Origin of the sequence: Desulfuribacillus stibiiarsenatis (assembly GCF_001742305.1) — a bacterium.
In the GTDB taxonomy this organism is placed as follows: Bacteria; Bacillota; Bacilli; order Desulfuribacillales; family Desulfuribacillaceae; genus Desulfuribacillus_A; species Desulfuribacillus_A stibiiarsenatis.
On the sequence record NZ_MJAT01000001.1, the window covers coordinates 314,196 to 339,477 of the forward strand.

The 25,282-nt window shown below is 39.7% G+C and carries 24 protein-coding genes, 1 riboswitch and 1 other annotated feature; of the genes, 11 read left to right on the forward strand and 13 right to left on the reverse strand.

Annotation, left to right across the window (positions count from 1 at the left end; genetic code table 11):
• Positions 1-13 precede the first annotated feature (13 nt).
• The 4 genes from BHU72_RS01395 to cimA all read right to left on the reverse strand — a co-directional run bounded on the left by BHU72_RS01395 (position 14) and on the right by cimA (position 4,604).
• Entirely contained in the window at positions 14-847 is an 834-nt protein-coding gene (locus BHU72_RS01395) for a MetQ/NlpA family ABC transporter substrate-binding protein (RefSeq protein ID WP_069700819.1), read from the reverse strand.
• Between the two features lie 100 nt (positions 848-947).
• On the reverse strand, positions 948-1,628 hold the full coding sequence (locus BHU72_RS01400; protein WP_069700820.1) for a methionine ABC transporter permease: 681 nt from the start codon (positions 1,626-1,628) through the stop codon (positions 948-950).
• Complete coding sequence (locus BHU72_RS01405) at positions 1,618-2,649, reverse strand: methionine ABC transporter ATP-binding protein (protein WP_069700929.1); 1,032 nt, start codon at positions 2,647-2,649, stop codon at positions 1,618-1,620. The genes BHU72_RS01400 and BHU72_RS01405 overlap by 11 nt, the downstream gene beginning before the upstream one ends.
• A gap of 105 nt (positions 2,650-2,754) precedes the next feature.
• Positions 2,755-2,864: riboswitch (SAM riboswitch) on the reverse strand.
• A gap of 120 nt (positions 2,865-2,984) precedes the next feature.
• Complete coding sequence (gene cimA, locus BHU72_RS01410) at positions 2,985-4,604, reverse strand: citramalate synthase (protein ID WP_069700821.1); 1,620 nt, start codon at positions 4,602-4,604, stop codon at positions 2,985-2,987.
• A gap of 286 nt (positions 4,605-4,890) precedes the next feature.
• Between cimA and BHU72_RS01415 the strand changes: the two genes are divergently transcribed.
• From BHU72_RS01415 to BHU72_RS01435, 6 genes are all read left to right on the forward strand, one after another.
• Entirely contained in the window at positions 4,891-6,273 is a 1,383-nt protein-coding gene (locus tag BHU72_RS01415) for a sensor histidine kinase (RefSeq protein WP_069700822.1), read from the forward strand.
• Complete coding sequence (locus BHU72_RS01420; protein WP_069700823.1) at positions 6,221-6,868, forward strand: accessory gene regulator ArgB-like protein; 648 nt, start codon at positions 6,221-6,223, stop codon at positions 6,866-6,868. Before BHU72_RS01415 ends, BHU72_RS01420 begins: the two co-directional genes overlap by 53 nt.
• Positions 6,855-6,983, forward strand: coding sequence for a cyclic lactone autoinducer peptide (locus tag BHU72_RS15300; protein WP_176720364.1), 129 nt, complete (start codon positions 6,855-6,857; stop codon positions 6,981-6,983). The genes BHU72_RS01420 and BHU72_RS15300 overlap by 14 nt, the downstream gene beginning before the upstream one ends.
• 12 nt (positions 6,984-6,995) lie before the next feature.
• Positions 6,996-7,760 (forward strand): LytR/AlgR family response regulator transcription factor, encoded by a 765-nt coding sequence (locus tag BHU72_RS01425; RefSeq protein WP_069700824.1) that lies wholly within the window; start codon positions 6,996-6,998, stop codon positions 7,758-7,760.
• Between the two features lie 136 nt (positions 7,761-7,896).
• Entirely contained in the window at positions 7,897-9,423 is a 1,527-nt protein-coding gene (locus tag BHU72_RS15995) for a hypothetical protein (protein ID WP_218076070.1), read from the forward strand.
• Between the two features lie 124 nt (positions 9,424-9,547).
• Positions 9,548-10,294: an EcsC family protein gene (locus BHU72_RS01435; RefSeq protein WP_069700825.1), complete on the forward strand. Its 747-nt coding sequence runs from the start codon at positions 9,548-9,550 to the stop codon at positions 10,292-10,294.
• 56 nt (positions 10,295-10,350) lie between these two features.
• Here the strand turns inward: BHU72_RS01435 and BHU72_RS01440 are convergent, their stop codons facing one another.
• The 9 genes from BHU72_RS01440 to BHU72_RS01480 all read right to left on the reverse strand — a co-directional run bounded on the left by BHU72_RS01440 (position 10,351) and on the right by BHU72_RS01480 (position 21,440).
• Positions 10,351-10,923, reverse strand: coding sequence for an indolepyruvate oxidoreductase subunit beta (locus tag BHU72_RS01440; RefSeq protein ID WP_069700826.1), 573 nt, complete (start codon positions 10,921-10,923; stop codon positions 10,351-10,353).
• Positions 10,923-12,698 (reverse strand): indolepyruvate ferredoxin oxidoreductase subunit alpha, encoded by a 1,776-nt coding sequence (gene iorA, locus BHU72_RS01445; protein WP_069700827.1) that lies wholly within the window; start codon positions 12,696-12,698, stop codon positions 10,923-10,925. The genes BHU72_RS01440 and iorA overlap by 1 nt, the downstream gene beginning before the upstream one ends.
• 72 nt (positions 12,699-12,770) lie before the next feature.
• Complete coding sequence (locus BHU72_RS01450) at positions 12,771-14,057, reverse strand: phenylacetate--CoA ligase family protein (RefSeq protein WP_069700828.1); 1,287 nt, start codon at positions 14,055-14,057, stop codon at positions 12,771-12,773.
• Positions 14,058-14,080: 23 nt separating this feature from the next.
• Positions 14,081-15,382, reverse strand: coding sequence for a TRAP transporter large permease (locus tag BHU72_RS01455; protein ID WP_069700829.1), 1,302 nt, complete (start codon positions 15,380-15,382; stop codon positions 14,081-14,083).
• A complete protein-coding gene (locus BHU72_RS01460) occupies positions 15,379-15,873 on the reverse strand; it encodes a TRAP transporter small permease (protein WP_069700830.1) in 495 nt (164 codons plus the stop codon). The genes BHU72_RS01455 and BHU72_RS01460 overlap by 4 nt, the downstream gene beginning before the upstream one ends.
• Before the next feature lie 18 nt (positions 15,874-15,891).
• Positions 15,892-16,971 carry a TRAP transporter substrate-binding protein gene (locus BHU72_RS01465; RefSeq protein WP_069700831.1) on the reverse strand — a complete coding sequence of 360 codons (1,080 nt, stop codon included), beginning with the start codon at positions 16,969-16,971 and terminating at the stop codon, positions 15,892-15,894.
• A gap of 274 nt (positions 16,972-17,245) precedes the next feature.
• Positions 17,246-17,677, reverse strand: coding sequence for an ACT domain-containing protein (locus BHU72_RS01470; RefSeq protein WP_069700832.1), 432 nt, complete (start codon positions 17,675-17,677; stop codon positions 17,246-17,248).
• A gap of 28 nt (positions 17,678-17,705) precedes the next feature.
• Positions 17,706-19,004, reverse strand: coding sequence for a phenylacetate--CoA ligase family protein (locus BHU72_RS01475; protein WP_069700833.1), 1,299 nt, complete (start codon positions 19,002-19,004; stop codon positions 17,706-17,708).
• Positions 19,005-19,268: 264 nt separating this feature from the next.
• Positions 19,269-21,440, reverse strand: a complete 2,172-nt coding sequence (locus tag BHU72_RS01480) for a cell division protein FtsA (protein WP_069700834.1) — start codon at positions 21,438-21,440, stop codon at positions 19,269-19,271.
• A 250-nt stretch (positions 21,441-21,690) separates the two neighbouring features.
• Positions 21,691-21,915, forward strand: a binding site (T-box leader).
• 57 nt (positions 21,916-21,972) lie between these two features.
• On the opposite strand from BHU72_RS01480, the gene hisC reads away from it, so the two are divergent.
• From hisC to BHU72_RS01500, 5 genes are all read left to right on the forward strand, one after another.
• Entirely contained in the window at positions 21,973-23,082 is a 1,110-nt protein-coding gene (gene hisC, locus BHU72_RS01485; RefSeq protein ID WP_069700835.1) for a histidinol-phosphate transaminase, read from the forward strand.
• Positions 23,083-23,113: 31 nt separating this feature from the next.
• Positions 23,114-24,181 (forward strand): bifunctional 3-deoxy-7-phosphoheptulonate synthase/chorismate mutase, encoded by a 1,068-nt coding sequence (locus BHU72_RS01490; protein ID WP_069700836.1) that lies wholly within the window; start codon positions 23,114-23,116, stop codon positions 24,179-24,181.
• Positions 24,182-24,272: 91 nt separating this feature from the next.
• Entirely contained in the window at positions 24,273-24,443 is a 171-nt protein-coding gene (locus BHU72_RS15305; protein WP_083248184.1) for a DUF896 domain-containing protein, read from the forward strand.
• 161 nt (positions 24,444-24,604) lie between these two features.
• Complete coding sequence (locus tag BHU72_RS01495; RefSeq protein WP_069700837.1) at positions 24,605-24,760, forward strand: DUF1540 domain-containing protein; 156 nt, start codon at positions 24,605-24,607, stop codon at positions 24,758-24,760.
• Positions 24,761-24,866: 106 nt separating this feature from the next.
• Positions 24,867-25,079 (forward strand): hypothetical protein, encoded by a 213-nt coding sequence (locus BHU72_RS01500; protein ID WP_069700838.1) that lies wholly within the window; start codon positions 24,867-24,869, stop codon positions 25,077-25,079.
• Positions 25,080-25,282 lie beyond the last annotated feature (203 nt).

Below are 25,282 nucleotides of genomic sequence, written 5' to 3' on the forward strand. Positions count from 1 at the left end.
GAGAAACAGAAAGTTAGTAACGAACTTGTGCTGGAACTACTGCGCCTTCGTACTTCTCTTCAATAAACTGTGCAACTTCAGCGCTTAATAAAAGTTCAGCTAATTTGTTAATTGCTGCGTTTTCCTTAGATTCTGCACGAACAGCTAAAACGTTTACATAAGGAGATTCTGTACCTTCAATGATAAGAGCATCATTTGCAGGAACAAAGCCAGCTTGTAAAGCGAAATTCGTGTTAATGATTGCTAAGTCATACTCATCAATCGTAGGAGCTAATAATGATGCATCAACTTCAGTGAAGTTTAAGTTCTTAGGGTTCGCTACGATATCTTGAAGAGTCCCTTTAAGGCCAACACCTTCTGTTAACGTGATTAGACCCTTAGACTCTAATAGTGCAAGTACACGACCAACTTCGCTTACAGCGTTAGGAATTCCTACTTTTGCACCATCTTGCAATTCATTGATATCGCTAATTTTCTTAGAATATCCACCCATAGGCTCGATGTGAACACCAATTAAAGAGATGATATCGTTTCCTGATTCTGTTACATAGTTCTCTAACCAAGGCTTATGTTGGAAGTAGTTCGCATCTAAATCCCCACCAGCAAGTGTTTCATTTGGCATTGTGTAATCGTTGAATACGCGAATGTTAAGATTTACACCTTCTTTTTCAAGAAGCGGCTTAATGAACTCCAATACTTCAGAGTGAGGAACGTCCGTTGCTCCTACTGTAATTGTTACTACGTCAGTTGCTGGTTTCTTAGCGCCACCGCAAGCTACCATTGTGAAAGCAAGAGTTGCGATAAGTGCAATCGCAAAAAGTTTTTTGAAAGTGTTGTTCGTCGTCATTATGTGACCCCTCCATTATTCCTTAATACCCAATACGGTGTATATAATCCGCTGAATATTAGGTTTTTTATCGTCTGTTTTGTTTTCACTGCAATCTATATTAACGGTGGTTGACTCTTTTGGAGAGCCAGTCGCCGATTGTTTGTATAATTTGCACCATAAACACTAGCAATAAAATACAGGTATACATCACGAGTGGTTGATTCCGTTGAAACCCATACCGATATGCCATATCACCTAGACCGCCACCGCCAACTACACCAGCCATCGCTGTGTAACCAACAAGTGCAACTGCTGTAACAGTAATGCCAGCAACGAGTCCTGGTAGAGCTTCAGGAATCAGTACTTTCCATATAATCTCTCGAAGGTTTGAGCCCATTGCCTGAGCTGCCTCGATGACTCCTCGATCGATTTCGTTAATTGATGTCTCTACTAATCTTGCGAAAAAAGGTGCTGCGCCTACAGATAGGGGCACAACCATTGCTTCATAAGAGATTGCAATTCCCATAATCTTACGCGTCAGGGGAATGAGCATGATTAATAGTAGGATGAATGGTATCGAACGCAATATGTTTACGATTGAGCCGATGGTTTGGTTAAGAGTTCTATTCTCTAAGATATGTCCTTTACTTGTTAAAGCAAGTATGAGTCCGAGTGGAATCCCAATTGCTGTCGCAAGCACTGTCGGCCAGAACACCATATACAGGGTTTCATATAAAGCGACGGAAATTTGCGACCAGTTTAGATTTAGAATATCTAGCCAAAGTTGTCTAAGGTCCATTGCTAAACACCTCCATTGACACCCCTAGTTGAGTTAAATAGCTTTTCGCTTGTAGTATCTGGTCTGGAGCCCCTTCCATGGTAATCACAAGGGTGCCATATGGTGTATCTTGGATACGGTCAATCTGTCCATGGAGAATATTCACCTGTAAATCGAAATTTTTGATTAAATCACTGATGATAGGGGCACCCGTTGTTTCTCCAATGAAGGAGAGTTGTAATAAGCAATGGGAATCGGAATGCGCTGTCGCAAATTGCTCTAAGATTGCAGTAGGAACCTCTATGTTCGTCACTTGTTTCACAAATTCCCGAGCAATATTTGTCTTAGGACGACTAAAGACTTCAAGTACACTGCCAAGCTCAGCAATTGTACCGTTGTCTATCACAGCCACACGATCGCATATTTTCTTAATTACTTCCATTTCGTGAGTGATCAGGATCATTGTTAGACCCAGATTTTCATTGATATCCTTCAAAAGTTCAAGAATCGACTCTGTGGTCTTAGGGTCTAATGCAGAAGTCGCTTCATCACACAAGAGAACCTTCGGATTGTTGGCAATTGCCCGGGCAATGCCGACTCTTTGCTTTTGCCCACCACTAAGTTGAGCAGGGTAGGATTCAGATTGCTGGGTTAGTCCTACTAGTTGGATTAACTCAGCTACACGTTTTGTGATGTCAGCCTTCTTCATACCGGCGATTTCTAAAGGGTAAGCAATGTTATCTCGGACCGTACGAGAAGAAAGTAAGTTAAAGTGTTGAAAAATCATGCCAATCTCTTTGCGTTTTTCTCTTAGTTGTGACGGTGTGAGATGGGTGATTTCGTCACCATCAACGAATAAATTACCGGACGTCGGTTCTTCCAGCATATTAAAGCAACGGATTAACGTACTTTTTCCTGCACCACTATATCCAATAATCCCGAAGATTTCTCCGCGATGTATTTCTAGATTGATTTCTTTTAATGCTTCAACGGATTGACCTTTTACATGATAGACTTTTTGTAGATTTTGCACTTGAATGATTGGTTCCGTCTTCAAATCTATCATCTCCCTTACGATATAAATGACGTTGCTAATAAATAAATAAAAGCGCCCTTCAGAGAAGGGCGCATAATAATTGAGTGTCCTTTCTCATCTCTCAAAGCAAAATCGCTTTGCAGGAATTGGCACCATAGTGATTTACCATCACCGGTTGCCGGGTTTCATCGGGCCAGCCCCTCCACCTCTCTGGATAAGAGTATTCAGTTAGTTATTCAAAACTATTATTCAGAACTATTTTTCAGAACTATTATTTAGAAGTATTTTTAGAACTAGTATGAATAATAACACGATAGTTCCGATGGGTCAAGTGGAATTTATTAGTGATTTAAAATTCCTTTACGCTCGTTTTGCGAAGCTGTTTGTAAAGCGTCGTTCTCTTTGCCTAAGAGCGCATAACGAATACTGTCCGCTAAAGCATACCAGCTAGCTTCAATAATATTTTCGGAAACCCCTACAGTACTCCACGTATTTTCACCATTGCTAGATTCAATTAAGACGCGAATCTTCGCTGCTGTGCCATCCTTTTCGTCAATGACACGCACCTTGTAATCCGTCAAATGAACATTTTTCAAATCTGGGTAAATATCTTCGAGTGTCTTACGCATGGCATTGTCTAAAGCATTGACAGGACCGTTTCCTTCTGCTGCAGAAATGCACACGTTGCCATTGACGTTAAGCTTCACGATGGCATCACAAGTGACTCGTTGATCGCCCCGTTTTTCTAATAATATTTTAAAGGAATCTAACGATATCACGTCTTGAAGACCAGTGAATGCTTTTCGTAGCAATAGCTCGAAAGACCCTTCAGCAGCTTCAAACTGATACCCTTGATGCTCCAAATCTTTAATTTCTTGTACGATATTCTTTGCTTGAGGATGGTCTTTATCGACATCAATTCCCAATTCTTTTGCCTTAAATAAGACGTTACTTAACCCTGCAAGCTCAGACATTAAGACGCGGCGTTGGTTGCCAACGGTTTCTGGTTCAATATGTTCGTAAGTTTTCGCATTTTTAAGGATGGCACTGACATGCATACCACCTTTATGGGTGAAGGCACTTCTACCGACAAATGGTTGGTTGGGGTGATGCACGACATTTGCTACTTCACTGACGTAACGAGATGTCTTCGTAAGGCGTGTAATTAATTCTCCAATACAATCATAGTTAGATTTCAATTGAAGATTTGGGATAATCGAGCAAAGGTTGGCGTTCCCACAACGCTCCCCAAAGCCATTCATGGTACCTTGAATTTGTTCTGCCCCAGCATACACAGCAGCTAAAGAGTTAGCCACAGCAAGCTCTCCGTCGTTATGGGCATGGATGCCAAGGGGAGTATGTAGCTCAGCTTTCACTTTCGTGACGATTTCACTAATTTCGTGAGGTAGGGAGCCACCGTTTGTGTCACACAATGCAAGCCAATCAGCACCGCCACGTTCCGCTGCTTTTAACGCTTCGATTGCATAATCAGGGTTCGCTTTATAACCGTCGAAAAAGTGCTCTGCGTCAAAGATAACTTCTACATGCTTAGACTTTAAGAAAGCAATGGATTCTTCAATCATGCGCAGGTTTTCTTCTAATGTGGTTCGGAGTGCTTCAATGACCTGAAAGTCCCATGTTTTCCCGAAAATCGCTATCGCTTGTGCACCAGATGCAACCAGAGCATTTAAGTTCGCATCCTCCGATGGGTCGGAATAAGCCCTGCATGTGCTTCCGAAGGCCGTTAGCTTAGCGTGGGTGAAAGTTGTCGCGGACGCTTGTAAGAAGAATTCCATATCCTTCGGGTTAGAACCTGGCCATCCACCTTCTATATAAGAAATACCCAGACGATCTAGCTTTTTCGCAATTTTCAGCTTGTCTTCGCTGGATAAGCTAATGCCTTCACCTTGGGTACCATCACGAAGCGTCGTATCATAAATATAAACTTTCTTTCTCGTCATTATTGGTCACCTCTAGCCATTTAGAAATTCTCTATATTTTCTGTCAATTGTTTTCGTGTGTTCAATCAATATACCATATCTGATTATGAAAAACTACTGGAAAAACCCCCGTGCTACTAATCTACTGATATAGGAAGTAGAATTCGACTATGATATACTAGTTTTAACAAATACATACAATTTTCGCACCGAAAAGTCGTAGTTTCAGTCGAGAAAGTTCGGTTTTTAGGAACGTTGGAAGGAGATATGTAATGAAAAGAGAAACAATTACTAGGAGAGATGCACAATGATTACTATTGAATCGTTTTTATTTCAATCCGTTCCCGAAGCGATAGTATTTACAGCTTTTGCATTAGCAATGGCTGGGTATATGATTCGTGACCATCTGATGAAAGTCTTATTAGCAGGCTTTGTATCTGCTTGTATTGCAGTATCACTTTGGTTTCTAGAAGTCCCTTTTTATGTAAGATTTCTTCTTCAAATACCGCTTTTGTGGATTGTGCATTATTTTGTGTTTCGTTATCGTTTTAGCAGAGTAATGATAACAATTACAATCAGTATGGGTGTAATTATTATTGCTGAAACAATTAGTATTGAGGCAGTAACACTTGTGACGTATCTAACATTTGATGATTTGATTAATAGCAATCTATTAAGAATTATTGTACCGAGTGGAGGGTATACAGTTTTAATTTTATCTACATACATTTTAAATAGAAAACGATGGTCATTATTTAGAGGAAACTCATTTTCTCAAGAAGTCAGAAATAAAAAAGTAGATTTGTATATATTTGCTCTAATTGCTCAGTTGCTAATTGTAGTCATGTTTAACCTTAGTTTAGTAAATGGATTTTATCAACAAAGTGTACTGTTATTTAATATTATGACGTTAACTATTGTTACTTTAACACTATTATTATTATTCTTCGTGCAATACTTAATTTCTTCTGCAGAAAAGGCAGGGGAATTGGAGGCACATAAAGACTATTTGAAGAGTGTAGAAGAACTATTTGTCACAATACGGGGACAAAGACATGATTTCATTAATCATATTCAGGTGTTAAATTCATACATGAAACTCAAAAAGTACGACTTGCTCGATGAGTATATTAGTAACTTGACGACGGATGTTAGAGAGATAAGCAAAGTTCTGGTTCCAGATAATCCTACCCTAAGTGCATTATTGCAAACAAAAAGTGTATTGTTTGAACGTGATGAAATTTTATTTATGCTAGATTTAAAGGGAGACTTATCAAAAATCCCTTTAGATAAGCTTGATCAAGTAAAGGTACTTGGCAACCTATTAGATAATGCGAAAGAAGCTATATTGCAAAATCAGGTTCAAGTTAATAAAAGAAAGATATCATTAGTTATTATAGAGCAAGCAAATGAAATACAGTTTAAAGTGTCTAATCTTGAGCCGATTCTATCAAAAGAATCGATAGCGAGAATGTTTGAGATAGGATATACAACAAAAGAAAATCATACTGGTATTGGATTAGCGATTGTGAACCAGATAGTTACTAAATATCGTGGGTGTATCAAGGTTTGTAGCTCTCACGAAGAGGGTACTGTATTCGAAATTACCATTCCGAAAGAAGGGGCTGAGTTTACTGATGAAGGGAATCTCCAGAGGGATAGCGGAACATATTGCGAAACACTCCAATAAGTCCGTATCGGTAAATGTCATGGCCTATGTACTGGAAGCTCTATTAGGGGAAATAGTGAAGATAGCAGTTTTTCTTGCTATTGCTTTAGTATTCAATTGTGTAGTGGAAATGACAGCGGTTTTAGTAGGCTATATGTTGATGAGAATCTTTACTGGTGGGCCACACTGCACATCCTATATGAGATGCCTAATCTTAGGAATAGTTTCATTTACACCCCTAGCCCTAATTAGTTACAAAATAGATAGTCAGACAATTCTAGCATTTGTGGTTATTTTATCTACTCTTTTCTCAACCTTTGCCATCTTTCAATGGGTTCCAGGACATTGGCATCAAAGAAAGCTCAAAAGACCAAAGGAATATTATCAGAATGCATCAACAATATTGTTAATCATTTTTCACAGTGCATCTACTGTGATATTGCTTTCAAATAACGTAGAGTTGTATTCAGTCGGACTTGCTGTGCAGCTTGGAATAATATGGCAAGTCACTAATGTTTCCCCTATTGGTTATAAATTGGTCCATATTGCGGATCGATTTATGATAAATGCTTTTTCAATATTCCATAAAGGAGGAACTGTCCATGATGAGTCTTAAAGTGAAGTTCTATTCAATCGCTGCTAGCGTACTTGCTGTAGTTGCTGCTACAGACTTTTCAATTGCTAGCTTCGGATCATTTTACCAACCAGAGATTCCAGAAGAATTAAAGTAAGGGGAAACATATATGGATTATGAGGTGCAAGTCATCATCGCTGAAGATCATCCAGCCATACTAGAACATTTAGCATGTTTAGTCGAAAACTTCGAATCATTCAAAGTCGTTGCCACGGCAATGAACGGAGAGGATTTTGTACAGCATGTCCGGCGTTTCTGTCCGGATGTCGTATTCGTCGACATTGACTTGCCGCTCATAAACGGGTTAGAAGCAGTAAAGCAAATACAACAAGAGGGTTTTACCCCGCTTGTTGTATTTTTCACTGCTCATTTAGACCATGCCCTTGATGCTTATCAGCTCTCCGCTGTGGATTATATTACGAAACCAATTGATGAAGATAGGGTATATCGGACGTTAAATCGCTTATCCGACCAGATGAAGAAAGACCGCAGCTACATCTCTTCGATTCAAGAGGTTTTTCTTGATCCAGGACGAATCTATATAAAGGATGGCCATGGTGTTGTTTTTATTAAGCAGCAGGACATTCAATTCGTGACGAAGAAGGATAAGAAGTGTGTCATTATAACAAAGGATAAAACTTTTGAAACCAATGAAAGCATGGGAGAGATTGAGCTTAAGCTAAATAAACGAATGTTTATCCGTTCGCATAAATCGTTTATCATTAACTTAACGAAGGTACAACAAATTAGCCCTTGGGGAAAAGGGGCTTATGTGATAAACTTTGAAGGAACAACGGAAGAAGCGTATATCACCCGAGATAAAGTCCATATGATTTACAAGATATTGAACATACCGTATAAAGAAGAACACTAATGGAAATCAAAATGGAAGTCGAAATCAAACCCAGAACCTCTTAGGAGGTTTTATTTATTTCATACACGAAATTACATATAGTAGAATGAATAGATAATATGATGGGGAATTTATATAAGCAAGAGGGGGAACATATATGGAGAAACAGGAGGATATCACAACCACCACTCATAAAATCAAGCGATTTGAACGAATACTTATACCTTTTGTAATATTTACAGGGGTATTAATTACGTATTGGATTACTGATAACTTCTTATATGGGAACGAATGGAATGGCGAATGGAAGAAAGCACAAGGACTAGGAAACATAATCACACTTCATTATGAATCGGTTGAGCCACTACAAACGGTTCAATTAATATCTAAGCATGAAATTACGGGAATTTTACAAGAACGAGATACTGACGTTGGTACGGTGTATTTGTTTTCCGATAGTACTACAGAAGAAGCAGAAATCGCGGTTGGCTTTGAGAATCACGGGGGAGAAACCTATCATCTTGGTTTTGTTGGAGATGTTCGTTCATTGGAATTAACTAGCATCACGCAAATGAGTATGAATGGCTTAGAAATACTAAGAGTTTCAGGAGTCTATGGCGCAAATGCTCCTGTGACGCAGTATTATGCCATCGAGAAAGAAGTGCCACTCCCATATCTAATTGTTGACACAGGTTATACCACTGAGGTTGATTTAGACGGGGATGGAGTGATAGAGATAATCGCTCAGCATGGAACGCCAACTACAACTTCTCTATACCGTTACTATCAAGACAACTGGCAGGTAACGAATGTGAATCAAGCACTACAAGTATTATCTGTTCGATATGATGACACAAATAAAGAATTTGAAGGATACCATGATAATCACAAGACAAAGCGATATCAATTTATCACTACTGTTTCCGAAGTTGGCAAGACTAACTCAGGACTTCAAGAGATTGTAGGAAAAGATATAAATGAAGCAGTAAAGCAGGCTATTTTGTCGCATAACTCCTTTTATAAAGAGGGGGAAGTAGCGACTGCGGGGCATGTCATTCTAGATACTCAGGAAATGCCTAATGGAGATACGGTTGTATATACTATTGCTAGTTTTGGAACCTTTGGTTTTGAAAATGGTATTTTCACGAAGATTAGTGGCACTGGTAGTATTCCTACAGTCATGATATTTTCTAAGCCTAAAGACGGCAACTATGTGTTCGAAGCTTATAAGGAACCTATGGATGGTTCGTATTACGTCGACTCCTTAAAGAAATTATTCCCGAAAAGATTGCACAAACAAGTATTAGCTTCACAAGAATCGTATCAAGAAGTGATTGAACAGCTAGAACAACAAGCGAAGGAGTACTTGCAAACTATCGGACGCGAAGCAATTGTTCAAGCAAAGCATGTCGAGAAGAAGCTATCAACCATTCACGTAGAAGCTTCTAATAAGATTTTTGCAGAGCATACCAAGTTCGACCAATTTCTTAATGACTGTCCGTATTGGATTGGAACGAGAGAGCGTGTTGAAAACGGTATCCGTTATATCTACAAAACAGAGCAAACGCTAGATACGGAAGGCTTCGATGTAATAATTTTTTCAAAAACAGATGCGCACGGGAATATAATCGAGCGTAGGGAATATAAGATTGTAGGTCCAGAACCTATAGTAGTAAAAAAATAGGCATGAAATTCTGTAAATATGGTAAACGAAACTCTGTAAAGGGATAACTAGGCAATATATGATGATAGAAGGTAATAAATGATGGTAAAAGGGCTTTGCATTATGATCGCGAGGTGATTTTGGTATGAGCTACGAGGATATGGTGATGGGGGAGCTGCAGCAATGGCAAAGCAGGATGACGAAAAAGCCATCGCTAGTGGACCGCGCAACGAAGGGTATACAGCGTAAAGTAAATCGTGTAATTCCAGAGAAAGCGCACCAAGTGATTACTGCAGCTATCAAGAACATGGTGCGCGCAGTGTTGTTTGGCTCAGAGTACATTACACAAAGGCCTCGGCGCGTGGGCTCATTAGAAGAGCGCGAGGTCCTGGTGAAAGAGAAAATCTCGAAGTACAAAAAGACGGCTGCTGCCAGCGGAGCGGGAACAGGCGCCGGTGGAATCTTGCTCGGGCTTGCGGATTTTCCTATTTTACTAAGTATTAAAATTAAATTCCTTTTCGATGTTGCAAGTATATACGGTTACAATATTAGTGATTATCGGGAGCGGCTTTATGTTTTACATATTTTTCAGTTAGCTTTTTCTAGCCAGGAGAGACGAAATGAAGTCTATCAACAAATTGTTGATTGGGATCGAAAAGCGGAAGATATGCCAGTGGATATTGAATCTTTTCCTTGGCAACAGTTTCAACAGGAGTATCGCGATTATATTGATTTAGCAAAAATGTTTCAGCTTGTTCCAATTATCGGGGCGTTTGTAGGGGCATATGCGAATTATAAGCTATTAGATAAGCTCGGAGAAACAGCGATGAATGCATTTCGAATGCGGAAATTGCCTTCCTATACTTATGGGTTGTTTGACGAGTTGAAGTGAAGATTTGACGAATTACAGTAAGGAATTTATCGAGTTTCAGTAAAGAAGGGTACCAGTTAACACTGGTAGCCCTTTTCAAATGCAAGTTTATTTAATTCAAGAAAACGGCTAGGGATGATTTTCTCAAGCGCTTTTTCCCATATCGACTTTTCGATTGGTAATTGCTTTGCCAAGTATCCCATTAGAACAACGTTAGCAGCTTTAGGAGTACCACACTCCATTGCCATTTCTAAAGCGTTTATTGATTTCACTGCGACCCCAAGATTATCAAGCGTTTGAATGACCTCATTTGGGTATTGGGCGATGCCCATAATCACTGGCATTGGCTCGATAACCTGATTGCTGATAAATATTTTCCCATTGGGTTTAAGGTATTCTGCCCAACGGTACCCCTCTAAAAGCTCGAAGGCGGCAATAAAGTCGGCTTCACCCTTATCAATTGTAGGAGAGGAAATGCTATCACCAATACGAACTTGGGTTACTACGCTACCACCACGCTGGGACATTCCCTTAATCTCTGACATTTTCACATCATAATCCGCGTCAATGGCAACTTGACTCATAAGCTTACTCGCAAGTATTGTTCCTTGTCCACCGACACCAACTAATAAAATATTTAATGTATCCATTAGCAGCAGCCCCCAGTTCCACAAGATCCCTTATCAATCGCATCAAAGTTACATACATTAGAGCATAAATCGCAACCATAGCATAAAGTCTGGTTGATTTGGATTTTACCATCCTTAAGGACAATAGCCGGGCAACCGATTTGCATACAGACCTTACAAGTCTTACAGTTTTCGTTAATCGTAACTGGCTCGTACTTGTTGGTATCAACAAATATACAAGGATGTTCTACTATTATCACAGAAGGCTCGCCAACGGCCAACTCTTGTGAGATTAGATTTTGTAATTGTGTTAAATCAAATGGATGAGCTTTGAATACGCGCTCTACACCGATAGCTTTACATAATAGCTCAAGATTTACTTCACGGGCATCGTCACCCATTAATGTTTTACCACTACAAGGGTTATGCTGTTGTCCCGTCATAGCAGTGGTACGGTTGTCTAAAATCAATGTAGTCGTTTGACTGCCATTGTAGACGATATCCATTAAACCGTTGACGCCCGTATGGAGGAATGTAGAATCTCCAATGACAGCAACTGTTTTCCCTTTGAAATCAGGATTTGCAAGTTCCATTCCGTGAGCACCACCAATGCTATATCCCATACAAATCGTCGTATCCATAGCGTTGAGGGGAGCTAATGCACCAAGGGTGTAGCAGCCAATATCTCCTGAGACAACAAGCTTCATTTTCTTCAAAGTGAAGAATACACCACGGTGTGGACAACCAGGGCAAAGAACTGGTGGACGCATTGGTGCAGGTTCTGTAGCTAAATTCTCAGCAACTGCAGCTGCAGCCTCAAGGTTTGCAATCGACTCTCCAAGAATGCGCTGACGTAGGATTTGTACGCTTAACTCACCGATGTTCGGGAGCACATCTTTGCCTTTTACGTTTACGCCCATGGCACGAATCTGTTCTTCCATAAAAGGCTCTAATTCTTCAATGATGTAAAGTTCATCGACTTGACTAGCAAATTCTTGAATCATATTTTTCGGTAGCGGATAGGAGAAACCTAATTTTAGAATCGAAGCCTCAGGAAGTGCTTCCCGTGCATATTGATACGATACACCGCTAGTAATGACACCGATTTTTTTATCTTTCCATTCGATATGGTTCACAGGAGTCGTTTCACTGTATTCTTCCAATTTGCGCAAACGGTCTTCGATGACCAATCGACGTTGACGAGCGAACGCAGGAACCATTACGTATTTTTTATCATTTTTCTCATAAGGTTTGACAGGGACTTCTACACGGTCATTGATTTCAACAAGACTTAAAGAGTGGGAGATACGCGTTGTCGTTCTAAGCAGTACTGGAGTGTCAAACTGCTCACTAATTTCTAACGCAAGGCCCACCATCTCTTTCGCTTCTTGGCTGTTACTAGGCTCAAGTAATGGAATCTTTGCAAATTTCGCAAAAAAACGATTGTCTTGCTCGTTCTGTGAGCTGTGCATGCCTGGGTCATCTGCAGAAATGATGACTAGACCACCAGTAACGCCAGAGTATGTCACTGTCATTAACGGGTCAGCAGCGACGTTTAGACCTACGTGTTTCATTGCAACAAGTGCTCTAGCACCACCGATTGATGCCCCAATCCCTACTTCAAGAGAGACCTTTTCGTTCGGCGACCATTCACTATAAATGGTATCTTTGTATTTGGATATATTCTCCAAGATTTCAGTGCTTGGAGTTCCTGGGTATGCAGCTGCTACACGAACACCATATTCGTATGCTCCGCGAGCAATCGCTTCATTTCCTGACATAAGTTGCTTGGCCATTGAATTTCTCCTCCACATTTTCAATATTATATATGTTTTCTTTATCTATAAGCCAGGAGTATTAGTAAACTACTAAACTACACTAAGATGCCGTTGATCTATGACACGAACTGCTTTACCGGCGGTACGCTCAATAGACTTCGGTTCCAGTAAACGAACCTTTGCTGACACGGACAATACGGTTTTGATTTGGTCTTGCACTCTTTTCTCTAGCTTTTCTAAATCGCGGTAGTTTCCGGTAAAGAAGCTTGGATCCATTTCTACTTGTACTTCGATCGCATCTAAGTGACCTTTTCTAGTAACAATCATCTGGAAGTGGGTAGTTACGCCTTCTGTAGTTGATAGAACACTTTCAATTTGCGAAGGGAAGACGTTCACACCACGAATGACAAGCATATCGTCTGTTCTGCCCATAACTTTTTCCATTCGTAAGCTTGTACGGCCACATTCACAGGGTTCTGCTATCAACCTACTAATATCGCGTGTTCGATAGCGAATTACAGGGAATGCTTCTTTCGTTAATGATGTGAATACTAGCTCGCCCTTCTCACCAATAGGAACGGGTTTTTCTGTTACCGGATCAATGACTTCTACTAGGAAATGGTCTTCATTGATATGCATTCCGTTCTTGCAGTGGCATTCACCGGCAACTCCTGGTCCAATCAGTTCACTCATTCCGTAGTTATCTGTAGCAATAATCCCTAAACGGTCCTCAATTTCTCTGCGCATATCATCTGACCACGGCTCAGAACCAAACATTCCAATCCGCAATGATAAATCCTTACGAGGGTCAATGCCCATCTCATCCATAACTTCTACTAAATGCAGTGCATAGGTAGGCGTACAGATTAAAACGGTCGTTTTGAAGTCCTGCATTAGCATAATTTGTTTTTTCGTTTGGCCAACAGAAGCAGGTATTACTAAGGCACCTAGCTTTTCCAGTCCATAGTGTAGACCAAAGCCTCCAGTAAATAGCCCATATCCGAAGCATACTTGTGCTCGGTCCTTAGATGTTACGCCAGCATTTTCGGCAATTCTAGCAACTACTTCCGACCAAGTATCTAAGTCGCGTTTGGTATAGCCTACGACGGTTGGTTTCCCCGTTGTGCCAGAGGAAGCATGTACTCTCACAATATCATCCATATCAGCAGCGAACATATTAAACGGATAATTGTCTCGCAAAGCGTCCTTCACCGTAAATGGTAGTTTCTGAACATCATCTAAAGACTGAATATCCTTCGGCGTGATGCCAAGGGATTGAAAGGCCTCACGGTAATGTGGCACTCTTTCATAGACTCGTTCTACAGTTTCTTGTAATCGAGAGAGTTGTAGTTCTCTTAAATCTTGCTCAAATGTCATCCGCTGACAGCTCCTTTTCTAATTTATAAGAGACGCGGAAATAATAAAGCGATTTGTGGGAACACGATAAGAATGGCAATACAGACAATAATAGCAAATAAGAATGGCCATATCCCACTAAATATTTCCATGACGTTTACGTCCTTAGCTACTCCTGCTACCACATACACATTGGCACCAACTGGTGGAGTAATTACCCCCATTCCAAGTGCAAGTACAACAATTACACCGAACCATATTGGGTCATATCCTAAGGCAACAGCGACCGGATAAAAAATCGGTGTTGTCATTAACACAAGTGCTAAGCCATCGATGAATAATCCTAGTAAAAAGTACACGAACAATATTAAAATCAAAACCATAACGGGAGGTAGTGGAGCTTCTACTGCTAGACTTGCAATACTCGTCGGTAATCCAGTAATGGCGAGGAATCGACTATAGATAAAAGCAGTTGCTACTAAGAATAGAATCATTGCCGATAAGCGGATTGTTTCTTCTAGGGACTTCACAAAGCCATCCCAGCTTAAGGACCTACGTGCCACAGACACAGCTAAGGTTGCGAAAACGCCAACGGCACCTGCTTCGGTAGGTGTGAATAATTCTCCAAATAACCCACCCATAACAGCTACGAAAATCACAACGACTTCCATACCACCGGAAAATAACGCCCGTATTTTCTCTTTAAAAGGTACATAAGGACCTGCTGGTGCAGCTTCAGGATCGCGTACTGCTTTAATATATATGGTAACCATGAACGCAACCATTAACAAAATCCCTGGCAATATCCCAGCTAAGAAAAGCTTAGAAATAGATTCTCCTGTGGCTACTCCGTATAAAATGAAGATGACACTGGGAGGAATCATAACCCCTATAATAGCTGAGGAAGCAATGGCAGCTGTAGAGAATGAACGCTTGTAGTTATAACGATTCATTTCTGGTAAAGCAACGGCACTCATCGTAGCCGCTGTTGCAGTCGTTGAACCACAAATCGCACCAAAGGCTGTACATGCTACGACGGTAGCAATCGCAAGGCCACCAGGAAGGTTGCCAACAATTTTATACGTAGCATCGAAAATTTTCGAACTTAGCCCTGAATAGTACGCAATGAATCCCATCCATACGAAAAGTGGAACCACAATTAAGGAATAGGATGCAAAGTTACTATAAAGTGTTTGTGTTGCTAGCGATATCGCAGCGTTCATATTTGTAAGATAAGTGTAACCGCCCATACCAATCACTAGCATAATAAAGGCAACAGGCATTCTTAAAGATAAGAATAAGAAAAGAATTATAATCGATAATATGGCAATTTCTACTGGTGTCATGGCTGGTCTCCTTTTATAATGGCGATAAATGATTTTACCCAATCTTTACATACCACAACAGCAAGAATGAGAAATCCAAGAGCAATCAGATAAAAGACCGGGCCCATAGGAATCCCTAAATGGCCCGTTGTAAGTCCTCGATCTGACATTCTTACACCATAACTAAAGGTTTGATAAGCTAGTAATGTAGTAACTGTTAATACGAATGTGTTGGTAAAAGTGTCGACAATTCCTTGCTTGCGTTTTGATAATTTTTCGACGAAGATACTAACAAATATATGTCCCTTCGTCTGTAAGGTATGTGCTAAGCCAAGGCCAACAATAACGGCCCCTAAGATTTCAACAATTTCTACTGTCCCAGGTATTGGCTTCCATATAATTCGCATAATAATGTTCGATACGATTAAGAGCATAACAGCAACCAAAGCAATCTGAGCAATCTGAGCAAAGCGAAGGGAAATTGCCGCTATTATTCTTTCTAAAGAATTCATTGCAGAAACCCTCCCGTATTACTTAAATTCGTTTCCGTATTGTGCTGAGTATTTTTCGTCCAGTTCACGAACCTTTTTCAGGACGTCTTGACCATTGACTCCGTTTTTCGATACATCAGTAGCCCATTTGTCTTGTACATTACTGATGGCATCTAACCATTTCTTCTCTTCTTCAGGAGAAAGCTCAATGACGTTCATACCGTGTTTCTCAATTGCGTATTGAAGACCAACTATTGCATGCTCTGCTCGTAAGGTGCCATATTTTTTCACAAATTCTGCGTTGACTTCATCGAATATCTTTTGAACATCAGCAGGTAAGGAATCCCACGTCTTTTGGTTCATTACTTTTACGAAAACAATATTGTAAAGTGATGGTGCTTTAACAACGTTCTTCGTTACTTCAGCAATCTTAAAGCCTTTTAAAATATCAGTAGGTCCTAGAATACCTTTTACAATCCCAGAGTCTAGAGCTAAATATGCTTCGCTCATTGACATCGATACAGGTGTACCACCAAGTGCTTGAATAACCGGAACGGAACCGCCTGCAACACGAATTTCCATGCCTTTTACATCTTCTAATGTATTTATTGGCTTATTACTGATGATATCCCCAGGCCCAGTTGCCCAGAAGTGCATCACCTTAACATCTTTGTATTCCTTTTGGATTGCTTCGTATGTATCAAATGCTTCTTGAATTGCTAAAGAAGCGACAAGGGCGTTATCATTTTTTAAGCCTGGTAGTTCAAAAGCGGAAGTAGCTGGGAATACTCCTGGAGTATAAGAAGGTGCTGTTGTACCAATGTCGGCAATACCGTCAGATACACCTGCATAGATTTCTGTTGCTCCTAATAATGATCCACCTGGATGCAATACGATATCAATCGTGTGTGGCGTTTCTGCCTCGACACGGTTCTTAATTTCTTCTACCCAAGCCTTATGACCATCAGCAACCTGAAAGTCTTCACTTGGCCAAAAAGTAGCAAAGTTAAGCTTAATGTTTTTTCCGCCACTTTCACTGGTTGGTTTTGCTGATGAACAGCCTGTGAACACGAATGCTACCATGGAAATGATTAGCATCAAAGTTAATATTTTTCTCATTAGTGGGCCTCCCATATATCTGTTTTACCATCTCGCTTAAAAACCCAAAAGCATAACAGCTTTAAAGCGATAAAGTGATTTTTTATGATTATAACAGAAGACGAGCTCCTTTGTCAGTCCTTTTTTTCAAAATAGTTAGAATTTTAAGAGAAAAAAAGAAAAAGAGCCATTTGGCTCTTTAGTACAGAAAAATATAGATTTTGCTATGTTATAGGACATCAAATGGAAGAAATAATCTTAATATGTCAATTATGTTGATATCTTTAAGGATCAACTATAATTGATAGACCTGTGCACCCTTTAATACATTGACTTGGTTAGCCAAAAGCGTTTCAATTGCCTTTTCGACGGTTTCTACACGGAACACAACTAGCGCTTCGTTGTTCTTTTTCTCTAGAAACGCATATAAGTATTCGATGTTAATCGAGTTATCATCAAGAATTTGTAGCACTCGGCTTAGTCCACCCGGTTGATCGTCAATCTCTACCGCAATTACATCCGTCTCACTGACTGTAAATCCTTTGCCTTTGAGTACATCATAGGCTTGATCTGGCTTATTAACAATCAATCGTAAAATTCCAAAATCAGTAGTGTCTGCAATCGACAATGCACGGATGTTGATACTGTTATCACCTAATGTCTTCGTTACATCTGCTAATCTACCAGACTTGTTTTCAAGAAACACAGAGATTTGTTTGACTAACATAAGCATCACCTTTCTTATGGGGTTTTCTTTATAGGTTTCTTTTATCGATAATACGTTTTGCCTTGCCTTCGCTACGCTCGATTGTCTTAGGCTCTACAAGTCGAATTTTTGCTGAGATGCCTAAGATACTGTCAAGTTCCTTGCGAATCGTACGTTCTAACTCTTCCAAGCGCTTAATCTTGTCGGAGAACATGGATTCAGATACTTCCACGAGAATTTCAAGCTCATCTAAGTTACCCTTACGTTCGACGATTAGTAGGTAATGCGGCTCTGTATCACCAATTGATAGAAGGACGCTTTCCACTTGAGAAGGGAAGACGTTCACCCCGCGAATAATTAACATATCGTCAGAACGTCCAGTGACACGCGTCATTTTCACATGACTACGCCCGCACGAACATGGGTCGATTGTTAGACGGGTAATGTCGCGAGTACGGTAGCGTAGCATCGGGATACCTTCTTTAGAAATTGTCGTAATGACTAATTCACCTTCTTCGCCATAAGGAAGTACTTCTCCCGTATCAGGATTGATAATCTCCGCAATAAAGTGATCTTCAAAAATATGTAAACCATTCTTCTCATGACATTCAGCAGCCACACCTGGCCCCATGATTTCACTAAGACCATAGATATCATATGCATCAATTTGCATGCGATCCTCAATTTCCTTACGCATTTTCTCGGACCAAGGCTCAGCACCAAAGACACCGATTTTCAAATGCAAATCTTCACGGGGTATATCTGATTCTGCAAGGACCTCGGCTAAAAACAGGGCATATGAAGGGGTGCAGCATAATACAGTTGCCTGGAAATCATGCATCAGTTTGATTTGTCGTTTCGTGTTCCCGCCGGAAATCGGTACTACAGTTGCACCTAGATGCTCGGCTCCATAATGTACGCCAATTCCGCCAGTAAATAGACCATAGCCATAAGAGTTCTGTACGACACTCTCAGGGGTTGCACCGTAGGAGGTTAGAGCGCGGGCCATAAGTTCTTTCCAGACCTCAATATCACCTTTGGTGTATCCAACCACCGTAGGATTGCCAGTTGTACCCGAGGAAGCATGTAAACGCACAATATCTTTCTTAGTAGCAGCAAAAAGACCAAACGGATAGTGGTCACGCAAATCCTGTTTCGTTGTAAACGGGAGTTTTTGTAAATCTTCTAAGGATTGGATGTCAGCAGGTTTGATGTTCAAATCATCAAATTTTTGACGATAAAAAGGAACGTTATCGTAAATACGTGTAAGCATTTTCTGCAATTTCTGTAATTGCAACGCTTCCAGATTCGACCGTTCCATTGTCTCTATTTCTGTATTAAAATGCATAAAAATCCCCTCTCTTTATAGAACTTTTATCTCAGCGGCGTTACGAATACTCCCACTCTACAGAATGGTTTTTCTATTCTTAAAATAGTTAGAACCATTACGTACCCTTAGGTGAAAGTAGAAGTATTCGTAACGCCAAGCTTTGAACTAAGTTTTCTTTACATTTCATATGAACTTAAAACTCTGTAATTCTACAAAAAGAGAGGTTATCCTGCCAGTTTTCTGACTTTTTTGAAAAATTATTTTATTTAAGCTGCGGAAGGTTTAAGATTCAATCCATTCTAGTTCGATGACATCGCCGGTCTTAATCGATGCATCGAAAGTAGCTGGCATATGATTCAGGGTCATTCGCAGTCGACTAGAATCCTTTGGTTTCTTCGACATAATATCTATATATTTAAATATATCGTTAAACATGATTTGAATATGCTCTTTACGTATGATTGAAATCGAGTCCAGATCTTTTACGCGTGAATCCAGTTTTGCTGGCGCACCATTTAACGTTACACTTATGCCTGGGTGCTTCATCGTAATCGTCTCTTGATTCACACGGACAGAAACCTCGAAGCTCCGTAGTAATTCTGGTTCCACAACATCAGTGATTGAAAGCTCCTTAGCAGTCGTATTGCGAACTTCAATTTGGTCACCTTCGCGCACCCTTTGGCGTAATGTACCTACTTGGTCATTGATATATATAGTGCGGGAATCTGTGCTACTACCTGGGAATCGCTTCTCTTGTCCGTTGATAGTAACGGTCATGTCCTTATTGGAGAAATCAAAGTCCGTAACACCACATGCTTCCATCGCTTCTTTAACGGTTGAAGGTGGATAGCAGAGAAACTGATCACGATCTTGCAAAGGTGTGCTTAACTCTGTAGCTTGACCATTCTTGAACAATAATACCGGTAGCTCTTTACGTTCTCGATTGTAATAAATTGTGAGTGGTTTTAAATCTTCCATTGTTAAAATGTCTGCCAGCATTGCAGATGCATCTTGTCCGTCTTTGCCTTGTTCGACGATTAGTTCATCGCCTTCCTGTACAGGACTTTCTAATGATGCGATATTGCCGTTTAAAATGATTTTCGCTGGAGTTCCTAGCTCACCTCGTATCATGCGTAAATGGCCATTTACTTCCACGCTAAGAGCCATTCCAGGCTTACCGTGTAGCTTATTCATGTCGATGCCTGCAGCAATTAAAGCATCGCCAACAGTTAGTTTCTTTAAATCAAAGACGCGAATTTTCTTTTGATTGACAATTAAATTTATAAAATCAATTTTGTGAGACTTGGCTGACATGACAATCCCTACAGGTGTAACGGCTTCAGGGCCTTTTAATAGATTATGGTCACCAATTAAATTCTTAATCGCATCAGCACCACGTACAGCTACACGCTCTTTCGGCAAATGTAGTTGCTGTGCTAATAACTCCGGCAACAACGGAGTCATACTTCCGCCGCCTACCAACATTACCGCTTGTGGACTTTGTTTATTTAACTCTAAAATCTTCTCTGCAATTTTCTTCGCTAAGTTTTCAACAGTGCCTCGAATTTCTGAAATAATCTCTTTACTCGCAGCTTCATAAGGGAAGCCAAGCACATCTTCATAGATAACGGTTTCATTATGTAGGGAACGTTTCAGTTCTTCCGCAACGTTAAAATCTAATAGATATTTCTGGCTGATTGCTTCCGTAATCTCATCACCAGCAATCGGTACCATTGCGTAAGCGGTAACGGTACCTTCGGCGGTAAGGGCGATATCTGATGTCCCGGCACCAATATCCACTAACGCTAAGTTTAATTTGCGCATGGTAGCAGGAATTAACACGTTAATGGCTGCTATTGGCTCTAGGGTTAAGGCTGAAATCTCCAATCCTGCACGATCTAATGCCGCCTGCAAAGAATCTACAACGATTTTTGGGAGGAATGTAGCAATCACATCAATTGTCGCTTTTTCTCCAAATTGGTCGATGATACTTCCAATCGGGATATCGTCTAACGTGTACTCTACAATCGAATATCCAACACAATGATACTTCGTTTTGTCGATTCCTTCGTTTTCTTTTACAAGAATTTTCTGTGCCTGTTGCACTGCTTCTAGTTCAAATGCAACGACTTCATCTCTAGTAGTAAAAGGCTGATCTTTAATTACCCGGGAAATCTTTGTGCGTACTGTTTTTAGAGATCTTCCTGCAGCTGCTACTGAAGCATGCGTTAAAGTAATATTCGTCTGGTTTTCAATCCGTGTCTTAATTTTTTGAATGACTTCCGAAACCTTAATTACATCATGGATTTGACCGTCAAGCATCGATCGCTCTTGGTGTTCGATTACCTCACAAGCTTGAATCGACAGTTTATCTTCCTCTGGAATCGCAAGAATTCCTACGATACTTCGAGTACCTATATCTAAAGCAAATATTGGGGAATTCTGATCGTTCATATCATTCACCTCTAAACCTATTTTGTGCAATATCCATTAATTCGATAAATTTTTCATTTTACCTCTTTATTTTTCATTTTACTTGACGCCTAATCAATAAAGATGTTGATATTAGTCGATGTAGTTTCACATTTGGAATAGTAAGATTCTATAACAATTGTCCCAAATTGATATCTGTATAGAATTGCTTTGCGTATTGCATAATACATGGAATCGTGATATAATTCTAAAAATTAAGAATATGCAGCATTGCATTGCTATGAAGGAACTAAGTAAACTTAGAAAATCTACAAGGGAATAGGTGTCATTGACTGGAAGCACCTTAGACATTACTAAGTTGAAATTCACTCCTGAGCTAACGGCTGAAAGTAGTAGGCTGATCGTGCCGAGCGTTATATCGGATATTTGAGTGATTGCTATTGTTATAATAGCTATAACTCGGGTGGTACCGCGGAACCTATGTTTCGTCCCGAAATGGGATGTTTCATGGGTTTTTTTGATTCTATTTTTTCAGATATTGAGGAGGATAACCATGGTGTCAAAGAATTTATCGAGATTTGTAAGAAACTGTTTACATGATTTAAAGCCTTATGTACCAGGGAAACCAATTGAAGAAGTAAAACGTGAATTGGGTTTAACGGAAGTAATTAAATTAGCATCCAATGAAAATCCAATTGGTGCATCGGAAGCTTCTAAGGAAGCGACAAGAAAGCTCCTCGATAATAGCCATATTTATCCTGATGGTAATTGTTATGAATTAAAGCAAGCGTTAGCTCAGAAACTAAACATATCCACAGAAGAACTAATTGTTGGAAATGGATCTGATGAAATCATTAAATTACTAGCAGAAGCATTCCTAAATCAAGGGGATGAAGTGATAGCACCGACACCTTCATTTTCTGAGTATTGGTTTGCGGCAACGGTAATGAACGCAACAGTAAAAGGAATTCCTTTAAAATCGGATTTCACCTATGACGCTGATGCTATGATTGGGGCCGTTACTCCAAAAACAAAGATGATGTTCTTATGTAGTCCTAATAATCCGACAGGAACGTATTTAGCGAAAACAGAACTAGAGAAAATCCTAACAAGTATACCGAATGATATAGTAGTCGTCATCGATGAAGCGTATTTTGAGTACGCTGATGCGCAAGATTATCCTGACGGCGTTCAATATATTCAGGATTATCCAGTAGTTGTGCTACGCACGTTTTCCAAAATATATGGTCTAGCAGCGTACCGCGTAGGGTATGGAGTTGCTCATAAGGACCTAATTCATTATATTAACCGTGTAAGAGAACCTTTTAACGTCAACAGTTTTGCCCAAGTAGCTGCTGTTGCTGCTTTAGCAGATGAGAAGCATGTCCAACAAAGTAAGAAAGTTGTAGAAGATGGCAAAGCATTACTATATAAGGCATTTGAAGAATTGGGATTAACATACATTCCATCTCAAGCGAACTTCGTGTTTGTCGATACGAAGAAGGATTCTAAGCAAGTCTTTACTAAGCTATTACACCGCGGCGTAATTATCCGCACAGGTGATATATTTGGGCAACCAACGTATATTCGTGTAACATTTGGTACACAAAAAGAAAACGAAACATTCATTAAAGAATTCCGTGAAGTTCTCGCTGAGTTATAAAAAAACAGGTAAAATCATAGGAGGTAATATCATGAGTGCAGAAGAGCTAAAGAGTTTAAGAAGTAAGTTAGATGAGATTAATGTTGAGTTGTTAGAGCTTATGACAAAGAGAGCAGAGATTGTTACTGACATCGGAAAGGTTAAAGCTAAGATTGGCACAAAGCGCTTTGATCCAGTCCGTGAAAGCCAGATGTTAGAAGAATTAGTACAATTAAATAAGGGACCTTTCTCTGATGATACAATCCGTCATTTGTTTAAACAAATTTTCAAAGCATCATTAGATTTACAAAAGATTGATCAACAGAAAGAACTCCTTGTAAGCCGTAAAATTAAGCGTACAGATACAGTGATTGAAATTAAAGGTCTTACAATTGGTGGCGAGGAAAAAGTGATTATCGCAGGGCCGTGCGCTGTGGAAACCTATGAGCAAACAAGAGCTGCTGCAGAGAAATTAAAATCGCTAGGTGTTAGACTACTTCGTGGGGGCGCATATAAGCCTAGAACATCTCCTTACGACTTCCAAGGTCTTGGGGAAGAAGGGCTGCAAATTCTACGTAAAGTTGCTGACGAACTAGATATGATCGTAGTCAGTGAAATCGTGAGCCCGAATGAAATGGAAATGGCTCATAAATATATCGATATGATTCAAATCGGCGCAAGAAACATGCAGAACTTCGAATTATTAAAAGTAGCAGGTGAAGCGAATATTCCGATAATTCTAAAGCGTGGTCTTGCTGCTACATTAGAAGAATTTTTATTCGCTGCGGAATATGTAGTTTCACATGGTAATAGCCAAGTTATATTATGTGAGCGTGGAATTCGCACATATGAGCGTGCAACAAGAAATACATTAGATATCTCAGCAGTTCCAATCTTGAAGAACGAATCTCACTTACCAGTTCTTGTAGATGTAAGCCATTCCACAGGACGTAAGGACATCGTCGTCCCTACATCGAAAGCAGCTTTAGCAGCTGGAGCAGATGGAATTATGGTAGAGCATCATCCGAACCCACCAGTGGCACTATGTGATGCAGCTCAACAATTAAATCCAGAAGAAATCGAGAACCTTTGCAATCAGTTAAAACCTTTCTTACGCTAACTGAGACAGCTATAGTCGAAGTGGAGTTGCGATTGTCCTTAAAACGTGTTAGGATATGTTCAAACATCCTAAGATCGTGGAGGGTTTCCAATTGATTACTAACGAGAAAATACACCGCATTAACGAACTAGCTAAGAAATCCAAAGAGTGTGGGCTCAACCGTGAAGAGAAACAAGAACAGTTAATATTACGACAAGAATATATATTATCAGTAAGAAAATCATTACAAGCGAATTTAGACAATATTCGTTTGGTAGACTAAAAAAAGCATGGGCATCGTAAGATGCCCATGCTTTTTTTATACCAATTTCTATACATTAGGTAGTTGTTTTGTTTGTTAAATCTTAACTAAACACACAAGATATACAAAGGATGATTATGATTCATTCAGGACATCATTATAAAAGAAGGAGGTGTTGATTAATGGCTAAAGACGTATTATGTGAAGTGAACAACTGCGTATATTGGACTCAAGGAAACAAGTGTGATGCAGACTCAATTTATGTAGTGAGCCAAAAAGGAAACAGAGCTTCTTCTCAAGAAGAAACAGATTGCAAAACTTTCGAAGCTTCTATGTAATAAAGTATGGACCAGTAAAAATGGGCGCCTCTGGGGTGCTCATTTTTAATAAATTAGTGCAAAGCTAAAGGAATATGATTATTGTGATTATGGGGGTGCGGATGAAATGAGAAAAACACGAAGGCAATTTATTCAAATAGGAGCATTTATGACATGTGTTAGCTTTCTTGGAACACCGTTTTATACATATATCAAAAAACAATTTGAAATATCCGCTGAGATTTCTTTTATAAAAACACCGATGATGCATGGAAATACACTCAGTACGTATATTTCGGAAAATGGAACAATGCATTACAAATCTATATATGAATTGTAAATTGTAAGCAATGAATAAACCGTCAATATTATGTCACAATATAGAAATAAACAATACAATTATAATCATTTGATATAATGCAATATTTTTACAATAAGAGTCTTTATTCGTTTAGGGGCATATGCCACAAATAAAATTGTTTTTTTACTAAGTACTTGAAACATCATGCTTGTTTTAGTAATATAGAATATGAAATGTGAATT

What these genes read in the sequence shown, in the direction of transcription:
- BHU72_RS01420 (WP_069700823.1), top strand. Translation starts at nt 6,221, where the DNA reads ATGAAGGGAATCTCCAGAGGGATAGCGGAACATATTGCGAAACACTCC.
- BHU72_RS01460 (WP_069700830.1), bottom strand. Translation starts at nt 15,873, where the DNA reads ATGAATTCTTTAGAAAGAATAATAGCGGCAATTTCCCTTCGCTTTGCT.
- cimA (WP_069700821.1), bottom strand. Translation starts at nt 4,604, where the DNA reads ATGACGAGAAAGAAAGTTTATATTTATGATACGACGCTTCGTGATGGT.
- hisC (WP_069700835.1), top strand. Translation starts at nt 21,973, where the DNA reads ATGGTGTCAAAGAATTTATCGAGATTTGTAAGAAACTGTTTACATGAT.
- BHU72_RS01415 (WP_069700822.1), top strand. Translation starts at nt 4,891, where the DNA reads ATGATTACTATTGAATCGTTTTTATTTCAATCCGTTCCCGAAGCGATA.
- iorA (WP_069700827.1), bottom strand. Translation starts at nt 12,698, where the DNA reads ATGGCCAAGCAACTTATGTCAGGAAATGAAGCGATTGCTCGCGGAGCA.
- BHU72_RS01400 (WP_069700820.1), bottom strand. Translation starts at nt 1,628, where the DNA reads ATGGACCTTAGACAACTTTGGCTAGATATTCTAAATCTAAACTGGTCG.
- BHU72_RS01475 (WP_069700833.1), bottom strand. Translation starts at nt 19,004, where the DNA reads ATGCATTTTAATACAGAAATAGAGACAATGGAACGGTCGAATCTGGAA.
- BHU72_RS01495 (WP_069700837.1), top strand. Translation starts at nt 24,605, where the DNA reads ATGGCTAAAGACGTATTATGTGAAGTGAACAACTGCGTATATTGGACT.
- BHU72_RS01480 (WP_069700834.1), bottom strand. Translation starts at nt 21,440, where the DNA reads ATGAACGATCAGAATTCCCCAATATTTGCTTTAGATATAGGTACTCGA.
- BHU72_RS15300 (WP_176720364.1), top strand. Translation starts at nt 6,855, where the DNA reads ATGATGAGTCTTAAAGTGAAGTTCTATTCAATCGCTGCTAGCGTACTT.
- BHU72_RS01455 (WP_069700829.1), bottom strand. Translation starts at nt 15,382, where the DNA reads ATGACACCAGTAGAAATTGCCATATTATCGATTATAATTCTTTTCTTA.
- BHU72_RS01440 (WP_069700826.1), bottom strand. Translation starts at nt 10,923, where the DNA reads ATGGATACATTAAATATTTTATTAGTTGGTGTCGGTGGACAAGGAACA.
- BHU72_RS01500 (WP_069700838.1), top strand. Translation starts at nt 24,867, where the DNA reads ATGAGAAAAACACGAAGGCAATTTATTCAAATAGGAGCATTTATGACA.
- BHU72_RS01470 (WP_069700832.1), bottom strand. Translation starts at nt 17,677, where the DNA reads ATGTTAGTCAAACAAATCTCTGTGTTTCTTGAAAACAAGTCTGGTAGA.
- BHU72_RS01465 (WP_069700831.1), bottom strand. Translation starts at nt 16,971, where the DNA reads ATGAGAAAAATATTAACTTTGATGCTAATCATTTCCATGGTAGCATTC.
- BHU72_RS15995 (WP_218076070.1), top strand. Translation starts at nt 7,897, where the DNA reads ATGGAGAAACAGGAGGATATCACAACCACCACTCATAAAATCAAGCGA.
- BHU72_RS01395 (WP_069700819.1), bottom strand. Translation starts at nt 847, where the DNA reads ATGACGACGAACAACACTTTCAAAAAACTTTTTGCGATTGCACTTATC.
- BHU72_RS01450 (WP_069700828.1), bottom strand. Translation starts at nt 14,057, where the DNA reads ATGACATTTGAGCAAGATTTAAGAGAACTACAACTCTCTCGATTACAA.
- BHU72_RS01425 (WP_069700824.1), top strand. Translation starts at nt 6,996, where the DNA reads ATGGATTATGAGGTGCAAGTCATCATCGCTGAAGATCATCCAGCCATA.
- BHU72_RS01435 (WP_069700825.1), top strand. Translation starts at nt 9,548, where the DNA reads ATGAGCTACGAGGATATGGTGATGGGGGAGCTGCAGCAATGGCAAAGC.
- BHU72_RS01490 (WP_069700836.1), top strand. Translation starts at nt 23,114, where the DNA reads ATGAGTGCAGAAGAGCTAAAGAGTTTAAGAAGTAAGTTAGATGAGATT.